Here is a 23,164-nt window from a genome sequence, read left to right on the forward strand (position 1 = left end):
TAGATGCGCGGTCCCCACAATATCGTTCGCCTGATCCGGACAGGCGCCACATTCGAGCGCACAGGTGCCATGCAGGTGGTGCTCGATGCGTTTGAGGCTCCCAAACCTCTGCGAATCCTGGCCCGCACCCTGGGCTGGCCGTTCAAATGGCTGGGCTACAAGGGGGATCCGTCCATGCCCCCGGCGACCCGTGCGCTGACGGCTTTGGGGCCTGCCTATATCAAGTTCGGTCAGGTCCTCTCGACCCGCCCGGATGTGGTGGGTCAGGACATGGCCCAACAACTGCGTGTCCTGCAGGACCAGCTGCCACCGTTTTCCCGCGATGAAGCAATCGCGCAGGTCGAGCGCGAACTTGGCCAGCCGGTATCGCAGATCTATTCCGAGTTCAGCGAACCCATCGCGGCGGCATCGATTGCGCAGGTACACCGGGCGCGTCTGGTCGACAGTGGCCGTGAGGTAGCGGTGAAAGTCCTGCGACCGGGGATTGAGCGGGCCTTTAACAAGGACGTTGACGCCTTCTACTTTGCGGCGCGGATTGCCGATCTGTTTGCCCCTGGCGCCCGCCGTCTGAAACCGATGGATGTGATCGAGCATTTTGACGGTGTTGTTCAGGGCGAACTGGACCTGCGCCTGGAAAGCGCTGCTGCCTCCGAGTTTGCGGCGAACACCAAAGGCGACGAAGGTTTTCAACTGCCGGAGATCCTGTGGAACTACTCCGCACGGCGGGTCATGACACTGGGCTGGGCAGACGGGCTGCCGATCGGCGATAATGCAGCCCTGGACGCGGCAGGGCATGATCGGGCCGATCTGGCCCGTCGGGTGCTGTCGCTGTTTCTGCGCCATGCGCTGCGGGACGGCTATTTCCACGCCGATATGCACCAAGGCAACATGAAGGTCGCGGCCAATGGCGACATCATTGCCTATGACTTCGGAATCATGGGCCACATCGACGAATACACCCGCCGGGTCTATGCCGAGATTCTCTTTGGCTTTATCAAACGGGACTACAAACGCGTTGCCGAGGTCCATTTTGAAGCAGGTTACGTGCCTGCGGACCGTGATGTCGATGAGTTCGCCCGCGCCCTGCGAGCCGTAGGCGAACCTATCTTTGGCATGGACGCCTCTCATATTTCGATGGGACGTCTGCTGAACTACCTGTTTGAGGTGACAGAACGCTTTGGCATGGAAACCCGGACCGAGCTGATTTTGCTGCAGCGCACCATGGTGGTTGTCGAAGGGGTTGCCAGGTCGCTGGATCCGCACATCAACATCTGGGAAACCGCCCGCCCGGTGGTCGAGGATTACATCAAGAAATCCATCGGTCCCCGTGCTGTGGTCAGCGACCTGCTGGAAACAGCAAAGGTCATGGCCCGTTTCGGCCCCCGCTTGCCGGCGCTGGTGGAACAAGCCCTGATCGCACAGAGCCACCTGTCAGACGAAGCAGCCAACCGCAAATCCGCACGCAGCTGGGTGGTGCCTGGCTTGTGCGGATTGGCTGTCGGACTTGTCGTGGCTTTTGCGGCCGTGGCGATTGGCTGACCTCTGTCAGCGCAGACGGTTCAGAACCGACAGAGACGGATAGCCGTCGGGTGTCAGCCCGGCGGCCATTTGATAGGCTCGGAGTGCCGCTCGCGTACGTGGCCCGATCCGACCATCAACACCGCCCGTGTCATAGCCTGAGCGCGACAGCCGTTCCTGCAGTTCCCGTCGCTCCTGCCGCGTCAGCGGACGGCTATCTCGCGGCCAGTCTGCCTGTATTGGCGCGCGCCCCTTCAGCCGGTCGCTCAGATGGCCAACACCGATGACATAGGCATCAGCTGCATTGTAGCGCTCGATCACTGAAAAGTTGCGGTAGACGAGAAACGCCGCGCCCTGCGCCCCTGCAGGCAATAGAACTGCGGCCTCGCCATGATCCGGCAAGGCGCCGCCTTCAACTGTGCGTACACCAAGGCGCTGCCAATCCCGCGCCGGTTTGGTGATCTTGCGGTCCGCCTGAGCGTAGTCAAACACGGCCGGAAGCTGCACCTCGATTCCCCATGGCTGCCCCTTCACCCATCCAAAGCGTTTCAAGTAGGCCGCGGTAGACGCCAAGGCATCGGTAGGGTCATCCGACCAGATATCGCGCTTGCCATCTCCGGTGAAATCAACAGCGTATTCCAGATAGGATGTCGGCATGAACTGCGTGTGACCCATCGCACCCGCCCAACTGCCAGTCATGGCGCGCGCACTGACATCACCGGACTGCAGGATTCGCAGCGCTGCAATCAGCTGACTTTCAAAAAACGCAGCGCGACGTCCGTCAAAGGCCAGCGTGGCAAGCGAGCGGACAATATCCCTGCTACCACGGAAATTCCCATAGTTGCTTTCCATGCCCCAAACGGCGGCAACAACCTCCTTGTCGACACCATATGTGGCCTCAATCCGTGCCAGCGTGTCAGCATGATCGCGCAGCGCGGCGCGTCCATTTTCAATGCGGCTGTCAGAAACCGCCCGCTCAAGATAGGTCCAGATCGGAGTGACGAACTCTGACTGATTGCCATCGCGTTTCACGATGTCGGGGTCAAAGCGAATACCGGCCAGCGCACTATCGAGTGTTGCACGAGAAATGCCCGCTTCCTGCGCCCTGCCCCGGAACGCCGTCAACCACGCCTCAAAGGCGCGCGCGGTTTCGGCGTCAACGGCTTCGCCATCAGGCTGTGTGCGTTCCGACGGGCGGGACTGCGGCCGCAGAGAGGTCGGAACAAGATCTGGCGTATTGCGCGCCAAGGCATGACCCGGCCGGGCAGCCGGGCGAAGGGAAACCTGTGGTGCAACAGCCACCTGCAAGGGAATCGCCCCCGCACCGGATTGGCTGGCATGGCTCGGGAATGAAACCATTCCCAAACCTCCCAAACAAAGGACCAGCGACAGCAATCGGGGCGGGCCAAGGCGCAAAGGCATCTTAAACCTCATGTTTTTATCTGCTCTGCAGAAGTCTACTTCCGAACAGATCCGACACAAAGCACCATGCAGAAGGCTGGCGGCACATTGCCGACGCCGCCAGTCTGGCCCAGCCTATTTCCGGCGCTTGCGCTCCACCTTGCGCTTGATCTTGCTGCGTTTGGCTTTTGCCTTTGTGGATTTTCGTTTCATCGACCGGCCCGCCGGGCTGCGGCGAGCACCACCGCCAACCGGCATCGGGTCGTCCCCGATCGCCAGGAGTTCAAGCTCCAGACCACCTGTGACTGGCGTCGCCTGGGCAAGACGCACGGTGACGCGCTGACCGACGGCAAGCGTCAGGCCCGTATCCGCCCCCATCAGCGTGCCCGCCTCTGCGTCAAAGTGAAAGAACTCACGGCCAATGGAACGCACAGGAACCAGACCATCTGCCCCGGTTTCGTCCAGCTTCACAAAACAGCCAAACCGCGCGATGCCACTGATACGGCCTTCGAACTCATTGCCGACGCGCTCTGCCAGATAGGCGGCAAGGTAACGATCTGTCGTATCCCGCTCTGCCATCATCGAACGTCGTTCGGTGTCCGAAATATGGGTCGCGGTCTGTTCCAGACGCTCGATCTCTTGCGGATCAAGCCCGTCTTCCCCCCAGCCATGGGACGAAATCAGAGCTCGGTGTACGATCAGATCCGCATAGCGGCGGATCGGCGAGGTGAAATGTGCGTAGTTGCGCAGGGCCAGGCCAAAGTGACCGAAATTCTCGACGTTGTAATACGCCTGCTGCATGGAGCGGAGGGTCGAAATGTTGATGAGCTCTGCATCATCAGTTCCGGCTGCTCCATTCAGCAGAGCATTGAGATGCCGGGTCTGAAGAACCTGCCCCTTGGCCAGCGACAGACCGGCGGCGCGGGCTGTCTCTCGCAGGGCATCCAGTTTTTCTGGTGCGGGCTCCTCGTGAACACGAAACAACAGCGGGGTGCGCTTTTTGATCAGCGTTTCCGCTGCAGCCACATTGGCCAGGATCATGAACTCTTCGATGAGCTTATGCGCATCCAGCCGGTCCCGGAAGTTCACTGAAACGACATTGCCTTTTTCATCCAGAACGATTTTGCGTTCCGGCAGATCAAGATCCAGCGGCTGCCTGTCGGCACGCGCTTTGACCAGCGCGGCATAGGCAGCATAGAGCGGCTTGATAACAGGCTCTAAGAAAGGCTCTGTCCGTTCCGTTGGCATTCCATCCATTGCGTCCTGGACTTCGCCGTAGTGCAGAGAAGCAGCAGACCGCATCAGGCCCCGCACGAACCGATGGCCAATTTTGTTGCCGTCCGCGTCGATCTGCATGCGCACGGCAACACAGGCCCGTGGCACGCCCTCGTGCAGACTGCACAGATCACCTGACAGCCGATCGGGTAGCATGGGGACAACACGGTCGGGGAAATAGCTGGAGTTACCCCGCTTTCGGGCTTCCCGATCGAGCGCGGTGCCGGGGCGCACATAGGCCGCCACATCGGCAATCGCGACCCAGATTACATGACCACCGGGGTTCTTTGGGTCATCATCGGCATGGGCGTAGCAGGCATCGTCATGGTCGCGCGCATCTGCCGGATCAATGGTGATCAACGGCATGTCCCGCAGATCCTCACGCCCTTTCAACCCCATCGGCTTGGCGGCATCAGCTTCAGCTATCACCGTGTCCGGGAAATGGTCGGGAATACCGTGCTGATGAATGGCGATCAGCGAAACGGCCTTTGGCGCAGATGGATCGCCCAACCGCTCGACCACACGTGCCCGCGGCAGGCCAAGGCGGGTCTTGGGTCCAGCTTGTTCGGCTTCAACCAATTCACCGTCGCGGGCCCCGTGGGTCGCGTTCTCTGCGACCGTCCATTCGGTAGAAGCCGCCTTGTCGATGGGAACAATTCGCCCGCCTTCGTCATGGCGGCGGAAAATCCCGATCACCCGCCGCGGGTTTGTTCCCACCCGCCGGATCAGCCTGGCTTCGTAGTGATAGTCCGCATCCTGCACCAGCGTCAGACGTGCCAGGATCCGATCCCCTTCGCCCAGGGCCGGGTCCGATGCACGCGGCAGGACCAGAACAACAGGTTCCACGCCCTCTCCGTGCCATTCGAGCGGCCGGGCAAACAGATCGCCATTGTCATCCGGCCCTTTCACCATCAGCACGGAAACGGGCGGCAAGCGATCAGGATCGCGATATGTCTTCTTGCGCTTCTCCAGATGCCCTTCGGCCTCCAGCTCTTTCAGGATCCGCTTGAGGTCGATCCGGTCTGAGCCTTTGATGCCGAAAGCTTTGGCAATGTCGCGTTTGGAATTGTGAGTCGGATGGGCTGAAATCCATTCGAGGATTTCGGCCTTGGAAGGAATACGGGTCATAGATCTGAGCTACCACGCCCAGCGCGGAAGGTCATCGTGAAAAGCGCGCGACCCCACTCCGGACCGCGCGCTGTTCAGAAAATGATCAGGGGCTGAACCTGCCCCTTAGTCGGCGGCGAAATAGTCATTCAGGATGCGGGAATAGATCGCCTTGAGCTGATGGATCTGATCTATGTCCACCCGCTCGTCCACCTGATGCATGGTTTTTCCGACCAGACCGATTTCGACCACGGGACAGTGCGACTTGATGAACCGCGCATCGGATGTTCCACCGGTTGTCGACAGTTCGGGCATCCGGCCGGTCTCGGCCTTCACTGCTGCGGCGACAAGATCGGACAGCGCGCCGGGCGGGGTGATAAAACTCTCGCCAGAGATCTTGACCGTCATGTCGATCGTCACGCCGAAGGCCTCGGCCACCTTATCCGCCTCTGCTCGCAGCCACGCGCTCAGATCCGCACCAGTGTGAGCATCGTTGAATCGGATATTCACGGTCGAGCGCGCCTGCGCGGGAATCACATTTGTCGCGGGATTGCCGGTATCGATGGTGACGACGGCCAGGGTCGACGCATCAAAATGCTCTGTCCCCTGATCCAGTTCGTGACTCGCCAACCGGTCCATGAGACGGGCCATCGCGTTGAGCGGGTTATTGGCGCGATGCGGATAGGCAGAGTGCCCCTGAACACCGGTTACCGTAAACCAGGCAGACAACGACCCGCGGCGGCCGATCTTGATCATTTCACCCATCTCATTCGGGCAGGTCGGCTCTCCCACCAGGCAGACAGACATCCGTTCGCCCTCTTCCTCCATCTGGTCGAGAATCGCGGTGGTGCCGTCGATGGCGTCCCCCTCTTCATCCCCGGTGATTGTGATGAGAACGGCGCCCTCGGGAGGGGTCGTGCGGACATAATCCACCGCGGCGGCGACAAAGGCCGCAACGCCCGATTTCATGTCGGTTGCACCCCGCCCATACATGAAGCCATCCTTTTCCTCGGCCCCGAAAGGATCCACGGTCCAGGCTGCGGCATCACCGATTGGCACCACATCCGTATGGCCATTGAAGCCCATGGTTTTGGGATGCGCCTTGTCGCCCCACCGTGCAATGAGATTGCTGACCTCGCCGCGATCCGCGCGGCTGCATTCGAATCCGGCCTCTGACAGAAGTTTCTCCAACAGAACCAATGCGCCGCCTTCCTCCGGGGTGACTGAGGCACAGCGGATCAAATCAGCAGTGAGCTGTTGCGGGTCGAGCGGCTGAAAGTCGGTGGAATTGGTCATTGGGCTCTCCGGTTGTCTGGCCCTTGGCTAACGCGGTTTGAAGCGCGGTGCAAACCCGCGGCTCCGCAAGCTGTTACGGAGTTTGTGGCGCAAATACCGCGGCTGCAGGCATTAATTTGCCGCAAACCGACCCAAAGACGGACAGAAAGCTACGGAAAATGTTAACTAGGTCTTAACAATAACTCGAGGCAGAGCATCAGAGTCCGCAAGACCACCGCAAAAAGCGGGGCGCGGAGACAGGCAGTTCCAACCGGCACCACCGCTGTTTCGGCAGCTGGGCCGTTCTATCCCTGTTCATCTGATCGCAGACGCCTCTCGTGACTGAGATGGGGCAGACGCATGGTTGCGGCATCCGAGCTGACATATGACATAAACGCCACTGCGGTGCAGATGGCTGAAACCATCTTTGGAGATGGCGTACAGGTCGTCAATGCCACCTACACCGGCGACACCCGCGCCTCTGCCATCTACTCAAACGGGGATGCCATCGCACCGGGGGCCACACCTGCGGATACCGGCATTATCCTGTCCACGGGGCAGGCCAGCGCCTTTACCAACTCCAGTGGTCAGGCAAACCAATCCAGCAACACAACAACTGCCAGCAATGGTCCAAACGGCGACCCGACATTCAACGCTGCAGCAGGTGGCGTGCAGACCTATGACGCATCCTATCTGGATGTGACGTTTGTCCCTGATTCCGACACCATGACGCTGCAGTTTGTCTTCGCGTCTGAGGAATACCCGGAATATCAGGACTCAGTCTTTCAGGATTTCGTGGGTGTCTGGGTCAACGGCCAGATGGTCGATCTGGAGTTCGGCAACGGGGACACAGACCCCGGAAACGTGAACTCCGGCAACAACTCCAACCTCTATCTCGACAACTCAAACAGCGATTACAACACAGAGATGGACGGTCTGACCGTCACCATGACACTGACCATGCAGGTCGATCCGGGTGTCGAAAATACGATTCGGATCGGCATCGCAGATGTGTCGGACGGCAGCTACGACAGTAACCTGCTGATCGCCGCCGATTCCGCACAAACAAGTGTCATCGCCAACACCGATATCGCCCATGTTGCGCCGAACGAAACCAAGGTGATCGACGTTCTGGCCAATGACACCAATTCGTCCAACAGCACATTGACCGTCACCCATATCAACGGCGTCGCCGTTGTGGCCGGGGACACCGTCACCCTTGGGACGGGCCAGCAAGTGCAGTTGAATGCTGATGGCACCCTCACCTTGATAGGCGATGGCGACGCCGAGGACTTTACTTTCAGCTACACGGCAAGCAACGGCACCAACAGCGACGTTGGCTACGTCGAGGCAAGCACAATCCCCTGTTTTGTCGCCGGTAGCCGCATTCTAACGGACCGGGGGCAGATCCCGGTCGAGGAGTTGCGCGTTGGCGATCTGGTGTTGACCCGCGATGCAGGCCTACAGCCCATTCGCTGGATCGGATCCCGCAGTGTTGCTGCACAGGGTCGGCTGGCACCGATCTGCATTGCCAAAAATGCGCTCGGCGATCACGAAGAGCTCTGGGTCTCGCCCCAGCACCGCGTCCTTCTGAGCGACGCGATGGCCGAGATCCTGTTTGGCGATCACGAGGTGCTGGTCGCGGCAAAGGATCTGACGAACGACCACTCGATCACGCGCCGCCCCGGTGGCTCAGTCACCTATTTCCACCTGATGTTTGACGACCATCAACTTGTCACCAGCGAAGGGTTGGTGACCGAGAGCTTCCTGCCGGGCCCGCAGACCAGCAAGCACTTTGATCAAGATGTGCTGGAAGAACTGCAAACCCTGTTTCCGCAACTGGATCCGACCACCGGCACGGGCTACGGTCCATCGGCCCGACCAAGCCTGCGCAGTTTTGAGGCACAGCTGCTCTGTGCAACCTTGGCTGGGCGTTGAGGGCATCATGAGCTGGCTGGCCACACGCAGCACCTGTGATACGCTTGTCGTCTACCATGACACAGGTGGCCTTGATGCGGCTCAGGGCGATGATCTTTTGGTCAGTGGCAGCCTTTGCATTGATATCCTCAATGACGAAAGCCATAGCCCGGCCCCCTTGCTGCGCCTGTGCCGAGGCGGTGACTGGCCGCTTGATATCTGCCTGTCCCGCACAGCCAGCGGCGGTTTTCGGCTAAAAATCCAACAACCGGGTATCTCCATCTCGCGAGAGGTCGCGCCACGGTCGGCCAGCCAGCCGAACGCTCCGTCAGAAGTGGGCTTACCCACGCCGCCAACCGGGCCTGCACGTTTGGTTTACGCCTGGCACGGTCCTGCCCGCTGGGGGCGTCTTGCACTGCTTGGTCATACAGGCCACACCATTTCGGTCGCAGACGTGAACGCACCGCCGCCGCTGCGGCTGAGTGATTTGCGCCGACTTTTGCGCGACATTCCACCCGACGCCAGGCAGCAGGGTCTCTTGTCGGTCAGCCTCAGCAACCGCATCTTGCCGCTGGCGCCTTTCGCGGGCCTTGCGCCAGAGACACTGGTTGCGACACCTAGCGGGCCCACCCAGATTTCCCAACTCAAGCGTGGCGATCTCATCCTGTCTGAAACAGGCGACTACATCCCGGTTCTGCATAAACTCATGCGGCAGCGCCCGCCAGTCGGCCATGACACCCCCGTTCGGCTTCGGGCCCCTTTTCTCGGGCTCGACGAAGACATCACCGTCGCGCCATATCAGCAGCTGGTGGTGACGGGCAGCGATGTCGATTATTTGTTCGGCCGCCCGCAGGTGCGTGTCCCCGCGATCGCACTGAAAGGGACCACCATCGCAACCCCGGTTTCGGCCGATCTGACCGAACAGGCGGTTTTTACCCAGCTCGTATTGCCGCGCAACGAACGCTTTCTTGCGGCAGGAACCCCGGTGGAGAGCCTGTTTCTGGGCCGTCTGCGGCGCGATACTGTCGGTCTGAGCGCCAGCGCGGTGGCGCATATCCCACGCAGTGATCTCCCGGAACATGCCACCGATCCGACACCCATTTTGCGCAGCTTTGATGCCGCAGTTCTGGCAGAACGTCGCATCGCATGACCATGGGTGCTTGATCGGTGCAGACTGACCTTCTAAGGAATCTGGAACGTTCACACCAACAGGGTCTGTCAGCACGTTGCGCCGTCTTTTTGCACCCTTTTCACTGATCTTTGTGCTGTGGGGCACTTTTGTTGCGGCGGAGACCTTGACCGTCAGCACGGTCACCCGTCCGCCGTTTTCCATGCAAGAGATGGATCGCGACACCGGGTTTTCGATTGATCTGGTGCGCAGCCTGACCGACAGGCTCGGCTGGCGCTATGAGCTGGTCCGCACTGAAACCTTTGGCGAAATGCTGGATCTGGTGCGCACGGGCCAGGTCGACATGGCAGCGGCCAATATCTCCATCACTGCTGCACGTGAAACAGAGATGGATTTCAGTCATCCGATTTTTGAAAGCGGGCTGCGGATCATGGTGGCAGCTGACGATGTACGTGCCCCATCCCTGATGCGGGTTCTGTTTTCTGCCGACTTGATGATTGCCATTGCCGTTGCTGTGGTTCTGTTGATGGGCGGGGGCATGATGATGTGGGGGCTGGAGCGCCGGGCCCAGCCCTATTTTGATCGCCCGCTCAAGGAAGCATGGTTCCCATCCTTCTGGTGGGCGCTGAATCTTGTGGTCAACGGCGGCTTTGAAGAACGGGTTCCCCGTACACCGATTGGGCGGGTGTTTGGCGTTGTTCTGGTCGTTTCGTCCCTGTTCGTGGTTTCGCTTTTTGTCGCAAAGATCACGGCGGTCATGACGGTCGAGGCGATCAGCGGCTCGATCAACTCTGTCAACGATCTGTATGACAAGGACGTCGCCACCATTTCAGAGTCAACCGCCGCACGTTTCCTGGAGCGCCGTGATATTTCCTACCGGGGCTACAGTGATCTGGCGACTCTGCTGCGTGATTTCGATCAGGGCCTGACCCGGGTAGTGGTCTTTGATGCGCCGGTGCTGGATCACTACATGGAAAGCGACGGGCGCAAAGTGGGCCATCCGGTGGGACAGGTGTTCCTGCGGGAAGACTACGGTCTATTGCTGCCTGATGGCTCTGACCACCTGGAAGAGATCAATCGCGCCCTTTTGGCCATGCGCGAAAATGGCGAATACGACGACATTTACCGCAAGTGGTTTGGCAAGGCCCCATAGGCCGAACGGGACCCAACCACCGGATAGGTTCAGTGCAGCAGATCTGCGGCACTCTCTCCGTCGTCAAAGAACGGCGTCATCTGGGCAACGATAACCGCGTTCTCATCCAGGGCGCGCTGCATCAGCTCTCGCTCTTCATCCGAAATCTCGTGTCCCTCGGCCTCGCGCTCTTCCAGTGTGCCATATCCGGTCACGTCCAGAGGGGCGGTGTCCGCCTGCTTCAGGATCGCAACCGTTTCACGTACGGCTTCGGCCTCGTCCACGCCTGAGGCATAGATCATCAGCGCAGCACCTGTTGCGCCTTTTGGCAGACCATCGCCATCCTTGCGACCAATCTGGACAAGGAGGGTGTAGACCTGCTGGCGGGAGATTTTCTTCTTTTCCATGCTGCCGCCATATCTCTGCCACATGGGTTTGGTCAATATGAACCAAGCACACAGCAGGTTTGCCTGCTGAGCAATACTGACATCTGCCGGTCAAAGAGGATGACGCTGGGGCACGCCAAACCGACGCACCAGATTAAACCTTTCCTAAATCCGACACTGTTAAATACACGCAATTGTTGTTTCTGGTTCGCTTAACAGGTTTCCAATGCCCACAGCCTCTGAACTTCCTATCAATACCACAGCGACTGCCACCGACATGGCCGAAACCATGTTCGGCAACGGTGTCACTATTGTCAGTGCCACCTATACCGGTGCTCAGGTCGCATCCGGGATTTACACCAATGGTGACACTGTCGCCCCCGGCGTTACACCATCCGATACAGGGGTCATCCTTTCGACCGGGAATGCGACCTCCATCACCAACAGCAGCGGTGACGTGAACACAAACGCCGGAACCTCCACCAACAACCAGACCGCGGGGGATGCAGATCTGTCCGCAATTTCAGGACAGACCACCTACGACGCGGCGGTGTTCGAGGCTGAGTTCATCCCAAACGCTGATACACTGACCATGCAGTTTGTCTTTTCTTCGGAAGAGTACCTGGAATACGTCAACTCAGGTTTCAATGACTCCATCGGTGTGTGGGTAAACGGGGTTCAGGCAGAGCTCAGCCTTGGGTCGGGCGATATTTCAATCGACAACATCAACACAACCAGCAACGAAAACCTCTATATCGACAACGCCGCGACGGCTGACACCTTCAACACCGAGATGGATGGCTTCACCATCACCCTGACGCTCAAGGCGCCGGTGAATGTGGGGGAGGTCAACACCATCAAGATCGGCATCGCCGATGCAGGTGACTCGGCCTACGATTCAAACCTTCTGATTGCGGGTGACTCGGTTCAGACAGAGCTGATCGCATTCGACGACACCATCGCGGTTCGAGAAGGGACAACCACCGACCTCGACGTTCTGGCCAACGACACGCAGGTCAACAATGCCGCGCTGACCATCACCCATATCAACGGGCAACCGGTGGTCGCGGGCAGCACCGTCACTCTTGCGGGTGGGGAAATGATCACCCTGAACGAGGACGGCACCTTCACCGTCGCAGGCCAGGATGATGTCGACGTCAATGAATCAACCGCATTTTCCTACACCGTCGCTGACACCGAAGGAAACACTGACACCGGTTTTGTCAAATTGACAACCACGCCCTGTTTCGTTGCAGGGACCATGATTGACACCATCGACGGGCCCCGTCCGGTAGAGGATCTTAGACCTGGCTGCATGGTTCAGACCCGCGATCACGGTCCACAGCCCCTGCGCTGGATCGGTCGCACAATACGCAAGGCAAAAGGGGCAGATGCGCCCGTTGTCTTTGCCAAAAATGCGCTTGGCGATCACGGCGAAACGGCTCTGTCCCCCAATCACCGGGTTCTGGTGCGATCCGCCTCTGCCGAAATGCTGTTTGGCCAGAATGAAGTTCTGGTAAAAGCCAAGGATCTGATCAACGACACCACGATCCGTCCGCGCGCTGACGGTCAGGACACGATCTATGTACACCTGCTGTTTGATCGGCACGAGATCATTCGCGGTGACGGACTGGAAAGCGAAAGCTATCACCCTGGCGACCAGACACTCGAGAGCTTTGATCCCGAAACAAGAGCCGAAGTGCTGGAACTGATCGCGGACATGCAAGACCCCTACGGGCCAAGCGCTCGCGTGACAGTCAAAGCGCACGAACGTGACCTGCTAGGCGCGATTACCCAGTAAGGCAGAAAGGCAAACGCCCAGTCAGTATTGGCTGCGCATCTGGTAACCGGGGTGAAAGCTCATCCTGACAAATGTCACGGGTTGAGACCGGAACCAGGTTGTGCGTTCCATCTGGAACAGGGGCGTTGCCTTTGCACAGGCCAGGTAATCAGACAGTTCATCATCCGCAGGTACGGCGGCAAAGGTCAGCTCTGCGTTTGAAAACGGCACCTCTCCCAGCAGCCACTCGTTCGGGCCGACGGTGGTGAAATCAGCATCCACCACCTTTGGCACCGCCGCGATATTGATCCAGCGGTCCTCGTACTGAAACGGCTGATTATCGGCATAATGCATCGCCCGCAGATGAAGAACCGTGGCGCCCATCGGCAAATCCAACTGCGAGGCCAGCCACCCTGGCGCGGTCTCTTCTTTTCGTTCGACCAGCGCATAGCGGTAATTTGCATTGCGATCCTCGACAAGTTGCCGGGTCAGAACAATTTCCAGCTTGGCTTGTTTCACGGGTGACACTGCTACCCGGGTCCCGCTTTTACGCTTGCGATCGATAATGCCGCGATCCGCCAGCTCCCGCAGGGCACGGTTGACGGTTGCGCGCGCACAGCCGAACTCCTCTGCCAACTCCTGTTCTGTTGGCAACAGATCCCCCTGAGACCAGACGCGGTTCTGAATCCGCTCCAGCACCACGTCCCGCACATCCTGAAAACCGATCTTGGCTCGCTCTGTCACCTGCTCAATCGCTCCTGTGCTACCGCGCCATGGGTCTTTCCCTGTTAAAGTGCACTCAGGAGTGCGGCAACAGCCGAACGGTAACGACTGATGATCTGCGTGCGTTGGGCATGGCGTCCGTCTGCAACAACATGTCGGCCAGCAGACCAGACATCGCGCACCACCTGCCCTCCGGCGGCAAAGCATAGCCCGTCGAGCAACTGATCATCCCGCAGGGCGCAAAGTGCCGGGTCTGAACTGTCGAAACTCATGAGATCTGCGAGCGCACCAACCTCGATGCGGCCAGCGTCACGGCCAAGGGCCTGGGCCCCTCCGCGTGCCGCACCAAGATAAAGCGCGGTCCCAACCGAACCTTCGCCATTGATAAACACGTTGCGCGCAAGATCCCGCAGCCGCTGGGAATATTCCAACGTCCGCAGTTCCTCCGCCAATGCGATCCGAACATTGGAATCAGACCCCACACCAAAGCGCCCACCGGCCGCCAGATAAACGGGCCCGTTGAACGGCCCATCACCAAGGTTTGCCTCAGTGATCGGACATAGCCCTGCCACAGCACCGGTTTCGGCCATCGCACATGTCTCGGCATCGGTCATATGCGTTGCATGGATGAGGCACCATTTTGCATCCACCTGTGCATTGTTCAGCAGCCACTCAACCGGGCGCGCGCCCAGCCAGGCCTCGACTTCTTCCACTTCCTTTGGCTGCTCGGCGATATGAATGTGGACGGGCAAATCTGCCTGCAGCTGCAAAACATCTGCCAGATCGGCAGGCGAGCTCGCACGAAGCGAATGCGGTGCAATACCAACCCGTGCATCAAAAGGCAGAGCCGTCCTTGCAGCCGCGCGCGCCGCCTCGACCAAGGTGCCAAAGCGATCAACGTCATTCCCAAACCGCATCTGCCCACCAGCAAGCGGCTGCTCTCCGGCCCCACCATAGGAATACAGAACCGGCAGATGCGTCAGACCAATGCCCGTCTGTGCGGCAGCGGCAAAGATACGGGTGCTCAATTCTTCTGGCGCGTCATAGGCCTGCCCGCCAGGTTGGTGATGCACGTAGTGAAATTCCCCCACAGACGCATAGCCCGCCTCGAGCATTTCCAGAAAGACCACCCCGGCAATTGCCTCGATCTGATCCGGCGTCAGGTGATCGACAAAGCGATACATCAGCGTGCGCCAGGACCAAAAGCTGTCACGCCCGGATATCCGCGCCTCTGTCATGCCCGCCATTGCGCGTTGAAAACTATGGGAATGCAGATTGGCCAGGGCAGGCACAAGCGTATCCACGCAGGTGTCACCGTCCTTGGCAGCCGCGCCTGACTGCAGCGACGCAATGCGACCCTCCGCAACCGTGAGCCTCAGATCGCTCACCCACCCCTGCTCCAGTCGCGCCCGGCGTGCGAAAATAGCCTGCATGATATCCTCTTATGTATAGACATAATAATATTAGGCGCATACATTCTGGCGGACAAGCTCTTTTGCGAGGCCCTCATGAGCAACAGCTCCCCCTATCTGATAACCGACGCCACACTCGCCACCATGGTTCCAGGTAACACGGCCTACGGGCTGTTGCGCGATGCTGCGATTGCCGTGCGAGACGGTAGGATTGCATGGGTGGGACAGGCCAACGAGGTGCCGGATCACTATGCCGATTGGCAAAGACAGCCGATGCAAAACCGCCTGATCACCCCGGGCCTGATCGACTGCCACACACATATCGTCTTTGGCGGCAACCGCGCGATGGAGTTCGAGATGCGCCTGAATGGGGCGTCTTATGAGGAAGTGGCCCGCGCAGGGGGCGGCATCGTCTCAACCGTTTCGGCCACCCGCACCGCATCGCTGGAGGATCTGGTGCAGGGCGCGCTGCCGCGGCTGGATGCACTGATCGCCGAGGGCACCACAGTGGTAGAGGTCAAATCGGGTTACGGGCTGGATCTGGACACCGAACTCAACATGCTGCGCGCTGCCCGCCGTCTGGGCAAACTGCGCCCGGTGACGGTGAAAACCACCTTCCTCGGTGCCCATGCCACACCAGCCGAATACAAGGGCCGCGATGATGATTATATCGATCAGGTCTGCATCCCCGCCCTGCGCGCCGCCCATGCGGAGGGGCTGGTGGATGCGGTCGACGGTTTTTGCGAAAACATCGCCTTTGCGCCTGCCCAGATCGAACGTGTCTTCAAGGTGGCGCAGGAATTGGGCCTGCCGGTGAAACTGCACGCCGAACAGTTGAGCCACCAGGGCGGCACCGCATTGGCGGCGCAGTACGGTGCATTGTCAGTCGATCACGTGGAATATGCGACAGAGGACGACGCCAAGGCGATGGCTGCGGCAGGCTCCGTTGCCGTGATCCTGCCCGGTGCATTCTACACAATCCGCGAAACCCAGATGCCGCCGATTGGACATTTCCGCGCGCACGGCGTGCCGATGGCGTTGGCGACCGACTGCAACCCCGGCTCCTCTCCAATGACTTCGCTGCTGCTGACGATGAACATGGGCTGCACCCTGTTCCGCATGACGCCGGAGGAGGCTCTGGCAGGCGTCACAAACAACGCCGCCCGCGCACTGGGGCTGGCAGACCGTGGCCAGATCGCCGCCGGCATGCGCGCCGATCTGGCGGTCTGGGATGTCGAAACGCCCGGCGAACTGGCCTACCGCATCGGCTTTAACCCGCTTTACACCCGTATCTATGAGGGCAACCAATGATCAAGATGATCCCCGGCACAGTAACGCTTGCTACGCTGGAAGATATCTACCGCAACCTGACCCCGGCCAAACTGGACGCATCTGCCCGCGAACCGGTAGAGGCCGCAGCCCGGATGGTGGCCGAGGCCGCCGCTGGTGAGGCAGCCGTTTACGGCATCAACACCGGGTTCGGCAAACTCGCGTCGACCAAAATCGCACCGGAAGACACCGCCACCCTGCAGCGCAACCTGATCCTCAGCCATTGCTGCGGCGTGGGTGAAGCGCTGCCGGAGGACAAGACCCGACTGATGATGACGCTGAAACTGCTGTCGATGGGTCGCGGCGCATCAGGGGTCCGCTGGCTGGTGATCGAGCAGATCGAGCAGATGCTGGAGCGTGGCGTCATTCCGGTGATCCCGTCGCAGGGCTCGGTTGGGGCCTCTGGCGACCTCGCGCCGCTGGCGCATATGGCAGCGGCGATGATCGGAGCGGGAGAAGCCACCTTTGAAGGCACCCGAATGTCGAGCGGGGAAGCCCTGAAAAAGGCCGGGCTAGAGCCTATTGTCCTGGGCCCCAAGGAAGGGCTGGGGCTGATCAACGGCACCCAGTTCTCGACCGCCTGCGCCCTGGCCGGGCTGTTTGACGCCTGGCGCATGGCCGAGGCGTCGATGGCGATTGCCTCGCTCACCACCGACGCCATCATGGGATCTACTGCGCCGCTGGTGGCGGATATCCACTCTCTGCGCGGCCATGCCGGCCAGATCGACGTGGCCCGCGAGATGCGCGCTATCATGGATGGCTCGGAAATCCGCGAGAGCCACCGCGAGGGCGACACCCGGGTGCAGGATCCCTATTGCATCCGCTGCCAGCCGCAGGTGGTGGGTGCGGCGCTCGACGTGCTGCGGATGGCCGCCAAAACGCTGGAGATCGAGGCCAACGCCGTCACCGACAACCCGCTGGTGCTGGTTGAGCGCAATCAGATCGTTTCTGGCGGTAATTTTCACGCTGAATACGTGGGCTTTGCCGCCGATCAGATCGCGCTAGCCATCGCTGAAATTGGCGCCATCGGCCAGCGCCGCATCGCATTGATGGTGGATCCCACGCTCAGCCACGACCTGCCGCCGTTCCTGACGCCTGATCCGGGTCTCAACTCCGGCTTCATGATTGCAGAGGTGACCACCGCCGCGCTGATGAGCGAGAACAAGCATCTGGCCAACCCCTGCGTAACCGACTCGACGCCCACGTCCGCCAACCAGGAGGACCACGTTTCGATGGCCGCACACGGCGCGCTGCGGCTCACCAAGATGAATGCGAACCTGTCGGTGATCCTGGGCGTCGAGATGCTCTGTGCCGCGCAAGGGGTGGAGGCGCGTGCGCCGCTCAAGACCTCAGCCCGCTTGCAGGACGTGCTGGCGATGCTGCGCGAGGAAATCCCCTCGCTGGCCGAGGACCGCTATCTGGCGCCCGACATTGAAACCGCCAGTGCGATGGTCCGCGCGGGCCGCGTGGCTGCCGCCGCGGGCGTGGAGGTGGCCGCATGATCGAAGTCAGCCAAGGAACCTCGCCGCTGGTGCTGGGGCTGCCCCACACCGGCACCGACGTGCCCCCGGAAATCTGGGAGTGCCTGAACGAGACGGGCAGGGCGCTGGCGGACACCGACTGGCATATCCACGACCTTTACGCGGGGCTGGTGGAGGACGTCACAACGGTCCGCACCCCCATCCACCGCTACGTTATCGATGTGAACCGCGATCCCGCCGGAATCAGTCTCTATCCCGGGCAAAACACCACCACTTTGGTGCCCATGACCGATTTCGACGGCCTCCCGATCTGGCAGGAGGGCAAGGAACCGGACGTGGCCGAAATCACCCGCCGCCGCGACGCCTATCACGCGCCTTACCACGCCGCGCTGGCGGCGGAGCTGAAGCGGGTGAAGGCGATCCACGGCTTTGCCATCCTCTATGACTGCCACTCGATCCGCGGCGATATCCCCTTCCTGTTCGACGGCCGCCTGCCGGACTTCAACGTCGGCACCAACATGGGCGAAACCTGCGATCCGTCCATTGCGGCCCTGACCGTGGCCCATTGCGAGGCGGCGGAGGGCTATAGCTCAGTCCTCAACGGCCGTTTCAAGGGCGGCTGGACCACCCGCCACTATGGCTGGCCCGCAGACGGCCTGCATGCCATCCAGATGGAGCTGGCGCAGGCCACTTACTGCCAGGAAAGCCCCCCCTGGACCTATCTGCCGGAGCGCGCGGAACAGCTGCGCGCCCATCTCACCAAAATCTTGACTGATCTCAAAAACTGGAGGCCCTCGGCATGAGCGATCCCCGCAAGAACACCCGCGACATCTTCCCGCCCACTGGCCCGGAAATCACCGCCAAGCATTGGGTCACCGAGGCGCCGATGCGGATGATGATGAACAACCTGCATCCAGACGTCGCCGAAAACCCGCATGAGCTGGTGGTGTATGGTGGTATCGGCCGCGCCGCGCGTACCTGGAAGGATTTCGACCTGATCGTCGAGACCCTGAAGAACCTGGACGACGACCAGACCCTGATGGTGCAGTCCGGCAAGCCGGTCGGCGTGTTTCAGACCCACAAGGACGCGCCGCGGGTGCTGATCGCCAACTCCAACCTGGTGCCGCATTGGGCCAATTGGGACCACTTCAACGAGCTCGATAAGAAGGGCCTGATGATGTACGGCCAGATGACGGCCGGCTCCTGGATTTATATCGGCACGCAGGGCATCGTGCAGGGCACCTATGAGACCTTTGCCGAGGCCGGCCGCCAGCATTACGGCGGTGACCTCAAGGGTAAGTGGATCCTGACCGGCGGCCTCGGCGGCATGGGTGGCGCCCAGCCGCTGGCAGCCGTATTTGCCGGTGCCTGCTGCCTGGCGGTGGAGTGCAACCCGGATTCGATCGACTTCCGCCTGCGCACCAAATACCTGGACGAGAAGGCCGAAACTCTGGACGAGGCGCTGGAGATGATCGCGCGCTGGACCGCCGCGGGTGAGGCGAAGTCCGTGGGCCTTCTGGGCAATGCAGCGGATATCTTTGCGGAGCTGGTTGAACGCGCCAAGGCGGGCAGCGTGAAGCCTGATATCGTGACCGACCAAACCTCTGCCCACGACCCGGTCAACGGCTACCTGCCGCAGGGCTGGAGCATGGCGCAGTGGAAGGAAATGCGCGAAACAGATCCTAAAGCGGTGGAAAAGGCCGCCCGCGCCTCCATGAAGGTGCAGGTCAAGGCGATGTGCGACTTCCACGCGATGGGTGTTCCCACCGTCGATTACGGCAACAACATCCGCCAGATGGCGCTGGAGGAAGGGCTGGAGAACGCATTCGACTTCCCTGGCTTTGTGCCCGCCTATATCCGCCCACTGTTCTGCAAGGGCATCGGCCCGTTCCGCTGGTGTGCGCTCTCGGGCGATCCAGAGGACATCCGCAAAACAGACGCCAAGATGAAGGAGCTGTTGCCCGAGAATGAGCATCTGCACCGCTGGCTGGACATGGCGCAGGAGCGCATTGCGTTTCAGGGCCTGCCCGCACGTATCTGCTGGATCGGCCTGGGTGACCGCCACAAGGCGGGCCTCGCGTTCAACGAGATGGTCCGTAATGGCGAATTGTCCGCACCAGTGGTGATTGGCCGTGACCATCTGGACTCGGGCTCAGTGGCGTCCCCCAACCGCGAGACTGAGGCGATGATGGACGGCTCTGACGCTGTCTCCGACTGGCCGCTGCTGAACGCGCTGCTGAACACCGCCTCCGGCGCGACCTGGGTGTCGCTGCACCACGGCGGCGGCGTTGGCATGGGCTTCTCGCAGCATTCCGGCGTGGTGATCTGCTGCGACGGTACCGAGGACGCCGACCGCCGCATCGGCCGCGTGCTGTGGAACGACCCGGCCACCGGCGTCATGCGCCACGCGGATGCGGGGTACGACATCGCCAAGGATTGCGCGCGCGAGCACGGGCTGAACCTGCCCGGTATTCTCTAGGCAAGGGGCATAGGGGCTCTGCCCCTCGGCCTCACGGCCTCACCCCGGAGTACTTGGGGAAACGTGATAGGCGGATCGCCTGTCATCTTTCCAAAAATACTCTGGGGTCCGGGGCAAAGCCCCGGTCGTTAAAAGAAAACGCGCCCCGTTTTGACAGGGCGCGCTTCTGTGGCAGACTTGTTCTGAAAATCAGTCGCGCAGCAGCTCGTTGATCCCGGTTTTCGAGCGGGTCTTTTCATCCACACGCTTCACGATGACCGCGCAGTAGAGGTTGATGCCATTCTTCGAGGGCATCGAGCCTGCGACGACAACAGAATAGGGCGGCACTTCGCCGTACATCACTTCACCGGTTTCACGATCAACGATCTTGGTGGACTTGCCGATAAAGACCCCCATGCCCAGAACCGAACCTTCACGCACGATGCAGCCTTCGACCACTTCAGAACGCGCACCGATGAAGCAGTTGTCCTCGATGATGGTCGGGCCTGCCTGCATCGGCTCCAGCACGCCGCCGATGCCAACGCCGCCGGACAGGTGCACGTTTTTGCCGATCTGAGCACAGGAGCCGACGGTGGCCCAGGTGTCGACCATGGTGCCTTCATCGACATAGGCGCCAAGGTTCACGAAGGACGGCATCAGAACCACGCCAGGAGCAATATAGGCGGATTTGCGAACCACGCAGTTCGGCACCGCGCGGAAACCGGCATCTTTCCACTGGCTGTCGCCCCAGCCTTTGAATTTGCTGTCGACCTTGTCCCACCAACCAGAGCCCTGCGGGCCACCGGACTGTTCTTCCATGTCCTTGATGCGGAAGCCCAGCAGCACGGCCTTCTTGGCCCATTGGTTCACATGCCAATCGCCGCTTTCCAGCTTTTCGGCGACACGCAGTTTGCCGGAGTCCAAGGCGTTCAGGGTCTCTTCGATGGCGTCGCGCTGCTCACCTGTGGTGGCGGGGGTGATGGTATCACGGGCCTCCCAGGCGGCCTCGATTGCGGTTTCCAGCTGAGCGTTGGACATATGTGGTATCTCCGGGGTGAGAGTGGCTAGATCAACTTGTCGCGGTTACATAACCGCATTTTGCGCCGGGGTCATGTGCGTATTGCGTCAATCCACACGGCAGCAGCGCCCCTATCGGACGCGGCGCAGGTGTCGGCGCAGAATATCGCAGGCGGTTGTGACATCGCGCCGACGCATCGCCTGCACCACCAGGGCATGATCCGTGTCCACCCGCTGGGTCCAGCGCTGTTTCCAATTGGCAAACAGATGTCGGGCCGAGGCAATGTGCAGATCGTCAATTGTCGCCAGCAGACGTGGCATTTGACAGGGCGTCAGAATGATCCGATGAAACGCGCGGTTTTTCTGCTCCCAATCGGTCATGTCGGTTGCGGCATCACAGGCCAGACGTGCGGTATCAGCCGCCGTGATGTCCTCGGGTGTGAAATGGGCAAAGGCATTTTGCAGAGCCAGAAGCTCTAGCGACACCCGCATTTCGATCACTTCGCGGATTTCGGCAGGGTCAAGCGCCGTGACACGGGTCCCACGCCGAGGAATAGACAGGGCCAGGCCATGTGCCTCAAGCCGCAACAGCGCTTCGCGGACAGGAACATGGCTGGTGTTGAACTCACGTGCGATATGGTCCTGGCGGAGCTTTTCCCCCGCAGGAAGCTCACCCCTGACGATCCGCTCGCTCAGAGCGTGGTAGATCCGATCAGAGATTGTCGCGTTCATTTGCCGACCTTGTTGCCAACCCGCAGCAACGGGCTGGCTACCTGATGTCCGATATCAGCCATCTGCGCCATCCACAGGATTTGGCGCTATATTGCCGCCACAGAGCAGAACCGCGACATGTTCACCCGGCTCGGGAACGTAAGCCCCACTTGTCAGGGCTGCCAGCGCCGTTGCCCCCGCAGGTTCAACCAGAATACGGCGGTCCTGCCATAGACGGCGCTGCGCCTCCACGATTGCCGCATCGCTCACGGTGAGCGAAGACAGATTGACGGCACCGGAGCTGGCGAGATCGTAACAGATCGATCCAATCCGACGCGCCCCCAGGGCATTGGCGGCAACGCCAGAGACGTCAACATCGACGGGTCCGCCTGCATCAATAGCCGCATTGAGGGCGCGGCTGGTTTGCGGTTCGACTGCGATGATCTTCTTTGACCCGCCATACCAGGCCATTGCGCCGGCAATCAGTCCGCCGCCACCGACGGCGATGAGGATCGTATCCGCCTCAAGCCCCTGCGCATCCCATTCGGCAAAACACGTGCCCTGTCCGATCACGGTTGCGGGGGCATCATACGCATGGACCTGCATCGCCCCAGTTTCTGCCTCGTAGGCCTTTGCCTTCTCCAGCGCATTCGCATAGGCACCTGGCACGACCTCTAGATCTGCACCGCTGTCCCGGATGAGCGCGATCTTCGAAGGCCCAGCCATTTCCGGCACGTAGACGCGCGCCCGAAACCCCAGTTTTTGCGCCGCAAAAGCAACTGCCGCGCCATGATTGCCCCCTGATGCGGCAACGATGCCCGCGTCAGGAACAGATCCACCAAGCAAGGTATTGAAAGCTCCACGCGCCTTGAAACTACCGGTGTGCTGCATGTGCTCAAGCTTCAGCGCGATGGGGTGTTCCAGGCCGAATGCGGTTGTGTCCAGCACTGGGGTGCGCTGCACATAGCCCCGGATACGGGTCTCTGCGGCGCCGATATCCTGTGTCCAATGCATAATCAAATCCTTCTTTCCTGCGCGCCAAGCGTAATGGTCCGTCCCATTGGTACAAGGCAGACGTCACGGCCCAAAAATGATCAGCCTGATGACGTTTCT

At 60.5% G+C, this 23,164-nt stretch carries 18 protein-coding genes; 9 read left to right on the forward strand and 9 right to left on the reverse strand.

All coding sequences use genetic code 11. The features are described from left to right. Positions 1 to 3: 3 nt before the first annotated feature. Positions 4 to 1,539, forward strand: coding sequence for a 2-polyprenylphenol 6-hydroxylase (ubiB, locus tag KUV39_RS12775; RefSeq protein ID WP_050674342.1), 1,536 nt, complete (start codon positions 4 to 6; stop codon positions 1,537 to 1,539). A gap of 6 nt (positions 1,540 to 1,545) precedes the next feature. Here the strand turns inward: ubiB and KUV39_RS12780 are convergent, their stop codons facing one another. The 3 genes from KUV39_RS12780 to dapE form a co-directional block, all read right to left on the reverse strand. Beyond that, positions 1,546 to 2,877, reverse strand: a complete 1,332-nt coding sequence (locus KUV39_RS12780) for a lytic murein transglycosylase (RefSeq protein WP_244998363.1) — start codon at positions 2,875 to 2,877, stop codon at positions 1,546 to 1,548. 177 nt (positions 2,878 to 3,054) lie between these two features. Then, positions 3,055 to 5,322 (reverse strand): ribonuclease R, encoded by a 2,268-nt coding sequence (gene rnr / locus KUV39_RS12785; RefSeq protein ID WP_008558840.1) that lies wholly within the window; start codon positions 5,320 to 5,322, stop codon positions 3,055 to 3,057. Between the two features lie 105 nt (positions 5,323 to 5,427). Further along, positions 5,428 to 6,597 (reverse strand): succinyl-diaminopimelate desuccinylase, encoded by a 1,170-nt coding sequence (dapE, locus tag KUV39_RS12790; protein ID WP_222459950.1) that lies wholly within the window; start codon positions 6,595 to 6,597, stop codon positions 5,428 to 5,430. Between the two features lie 339 nt (positions 6,598 to 6,936). On the opposite strand from dapE, the gene KUV39_RS12795 reads away from it, so the two are divergent. The 3 genes from KUV39_RS12795 to KUV39_RS12805 all read left to right on the forward strand — a co-directional run bounded on the left by KUV39_RS12795 (position 6,937) and on the right by KUV39_RS12805 (position 10,775). Continuing rightward, positions 6,937 to 8,514: a Hint domain-containing protein gene (locus KUV39_RS12795; RefSeq protein ID WP_046211517.1), complete on the forward strand. Its 1,578-nt coding sequence runs from the start codon at positions 6,937 to 6,939 to the stop codon at positions 8,512 to 8,514. Positions 8,515 to 8,521: 7 nt separating this feature from the next. After that, complete coding sequence (locus tag KUV39_RS12800) at positions 8,522 to 9,643, forward strand: Hint domain-containing protein (RefSeq protein ID WP_222459951.1); 1,122 nt, start codon at positions 8,522 to 8,524, stop codon at positions 9,641 to 9,643. A 76-nt stretch (positions 9,644 to 9,719) separates the two neighbouring features. Further along, complete coding sequence (locus KUV39_RS12805) at positions 9,720 to 10,775, forward strand: transporter substrate-binding domain-containing protein (protein ID WP_008559462.1); 1,056 nt, start codon at positions 9,720 to 9,722, stop codon at positions 10,773 to 10,775. A 29-nt stretch (positions 10,776 to 10,804) separates the two neighbouring features. Here the strand turns inward: KUV39_RS12805 and KUV39_RS12810 are convergent, their stop codons facing one another. Continuing rightward, complete coding sequence (locus KUV39_RS12810; RefSeq protein WP_046211542.1) at positions 10,805 to 11,161, reverse strand: hypothetical protein; 357 nt, start codon at positions 11,159 to 11,161, stop codon at positions 10,805 to 10,807. Between the two features lie 205 nt (positions 11,162 to 11,366). Between KUV39_RS12810 and KUV39_RS12815 the strand changes: the two genes are divergently transcribed. Further along, on the forward strand, positions 11,367 to 12,941 hold the full coding sequence (locus KUV39_RS12815) for a choice-of-anchor L domain-containing protein (RefSeq protein ID WP_222459952.1): 1,575 nt from the start codon (positions 11,367 to 11,369) through the stop codon (positions 12,939 to 12,941). A gap of 21 nt (positions 12,942 to 12,962) precedes the next feature. On the opposite strand, the gene KUV39_RS12820 is transcribed toward KUV39_RS12815, so the two are convergent. Both KUV39_RS12820 and KUV39_RS12825 read right to left on the reverse strand, forming a co-directional pair. Continuing rightward, positions 12,963 to 13,664: a UTRA domain-containing protein gene (locus KUV39_RS12820; protein WP_222459953.1), complete on the reverse strand. Its 702-nt coding sequence runs from the start codon at positions 13,662 to 13,664 to the stop codon at positions 12,963 to 12,965. A gap of 44 nt (positions 13,665 to 13,708) precedes the next feature. Continuing rightward, a complete protein-coding gene (locus KUV39_RS12825) occupies positions 13,709 to 15,076 on the reverse strand; it encodes a formimidoylglutamate deiminase (RefSeq protein WP_222459954.1) in 1,368 nt (455 codons plus the stop codon). 75 nt (positions 15,077 to 15,151) lie between these two features. Here KUV39_RS12825 and hutI point away from each other — a divergent pair, with 75 nt between their 5' ends. The 4 genes from hutI to hutU are packed head-to-tail and all read left to right on the forward strand — an operon-like array spanning position 15,152 to position 20,344. Further along, a complete protein-coding gene (gene hutI / locus KUV39_RS12830; RefSeq protein ID WP_222459955.1) occupies positions 15,152 to 16,366 on the forward strand; it encodes an imidazolonepropionase in 1,215 nt (404 codons plus the stop codon). Beyond that, a complete protein-coding gene (hutH, locus tag KUV39_RS12835; protein ID WP_222459956.1) occupies positions 16,363 to 17,886 on the forward strand; it encodes a histidine ammonia-lyase in 1,524 nt (507 codons plus the stop codon). The genes hutI and hutH overlap by 4 nt, the downstream gene beginning before the upstream one ends. Beyond that, positions 17,883 to 18,668 (forward strand): N-formylglutamate deformylase, encoded by a 786-nt coding sequence (gene hutG / locus KUV39_RS12840; protein ID WP_222459957.1) that lies wholly within the window; start codon positions 17,883 to 17,885, stop codon positions 18,666 to 18,668. The genes hutH and hutG overlap by 4 nt, the downstream gene beginning before the upstream one ends. After that, on the forward strand, positions 18,665 to 20,344 hold the full coding sequence (hutU, locus tag KUV39_RS12845; protein WP_222459958.1) for a urocanate hydratase: 1,680 nt from the start codon (positions 18,665 to 18,667) through the stop codon (positions 20,342 to 20,344). Before hutG ends, hutU begins: the two co-directional genes overlap by 4 nt. Before the next feature lie 189 nt (positions 20,345 to 20,533). Here hutU and dapD read toward each other — a convergent pair whose 3' ends face one another. The 3 genes from dapD to KUV39_RS12860 form a co-directional block, all read right to left on the reverse strand. Next, entirely contained in the window at positions 20,534 to 21,361 is an 828-nt protein-coding gene (gene dapD, locus KUV39_RS12850; RefSeq protein ID WP_008562399.1) for a 2,3,4,5-tetrahydropyridine-2,6-dicarboxylate N-succinyltransferase, read from the reverse strand. A gap of 111 nt (positions 21,362 to 21,472) precedes the next feature. Further along, positions 21,473 to 22,072, reverse strand: a complete 600-nt coding sequence (locus tag KUV39_RS12855) for a GntR family transcriptional regulator (RefSeq protein ID WP_008561154.1) — start codon at positions 22,070 to 22,072, stop codon at positions 21,473 to 21,475. 54 nt (positions 22,073 to 22,126) lie between these two features. Further along, the gene (locus tag KUV39_RS12860; RefSeq protein WP_168577882.1) at positions 22,127 to 23,065 is read right to left on the reverse strand and encodes a threonine/serine dehydratase; all 939 of its coding nucleotides are present in this window, start codon (positions 23,063 to 23,065) and stop codon (positions 22,127 to 22,129) included. Positions 23,066 to 23,164 lie beyond the last annotated feature (99 nt).

Origin of the sequence: Phaeobacter italicus, assembly GCF_019801785.1 — a bacterium.
GTDB lineage: Bacteria > Pseudomonadota > Alphaproteobacteria > Rhodobacterales > Rhodobacteraceae > Phaeobacter > Phaeobacter italicus.

Bases quoted from the DNA above. Each gene is read 5' to 3' on its own strand.
- ubiB (WP_050674342.1), top strand. From the start codon at position 4: ATGCGCGGTCCCCACAATATCGTTCGCCTGATCCGGACAGGCGCCACA.
- KUV39_RS12780 (WP_244998363.1), bottom strand. From the start codon at position 2,877: ATGGTTTCATTCCCGAGCCATGCCAGCCAATCCGGTGCGGGGGCGATT.
- rnr (WP_008558840.1), bottom strand. From the start codon at position 5,322: ATGACCCGTATTCCTTCCAAGGCCGAAATCCTCGAATGGATTTCAGCC.
- dapE (WP_222459950.1), bottom strand. From the start codon at position 6,597: ATGACCAATTCCACCGACTTTCAGCCGCTCGACCCGCAACAGCTCACT.
- KUV39_RS12795 (WP_046211517.1), top strand. From the start codon at position 6,937: ATGGTTGCGGCATCCGAGCTGACATATGACATAAACGCCACTGCGGTG.
- KUV39_RS12800 (WP_222459951.1), top strand. From the start codon at position 8,522: ATGAGCTGGCTGGCCACACGCAGCACCTGTGATACGCTTGTCGTCTAC.
- KUV39_RS12810 (WP_046211542.1), bottom strand. From the start codon at position 11,161: ATGGAAAAGAAGAAAATCTCCCGCCAGCAGGTCTACACCCTCCTTGTC.
- KUV39_RS12815 (WP_222459952.1), top strand. From the start codon at position 11,367: ATGCCCACAGCCTCTGAACTTCCTATCAATACCACAGCGACTGCCACC.
- KUV39_RS12825 (WP_222459954.1), bottom strand. From the start codon at position 15,076: ATGCAGGCTATTTTCGCACGCCGGGCGCGACTGGAGCAGGGGTGGGTG.
- hutI (WP_222459955.1), top strand. From the start codon at position 15,152: ATGAGCAACAGCTCCCCCTATCTGATAACCGACGCCACACTCGCCACC.
- hutH (WP_222459956.1), top strand. From the start codon at position 16,363: ATGATCAAGATGATCCCCGGCACAGTAACGCTTGCTACGCTGGAAGAT.
- hutG (WP_222459957.1), top strand. From the start codon at position 17,883: ATGATCGAAGTCAGCCAAGGAACCTCGCCGCTGGTGCTGGGGCTGCCC.
- hutU (WP_222459958.1), top strand. From the start codon at position 18,665: ATGAGCGATCCCCGCAAGAACACCCGCGACATCTTCCCGCCCACTGGC.
- dapD (WP_008562399.1), bottom strand. From the start codon at position 21,361: ATGTCCAACGCTCAGCTGGAAACCGCAATCGAGGCCGCCTGGGAGGCC.
- KUV39_RS12855 (WP_008561154.1), bottom strand. From the start codon at position 22,072: ATGAACGCGACAATCTCTGATCGGATCTACCACGCTCTGAGCGAGCGG.
- KUV39_RS12860 (WP_168577882.1), bottom strand. From the start codon at position 23,065: ATGCATTGGACACAGGATATCGGCGCCGCAGAGACCCGTATCCGGGGC.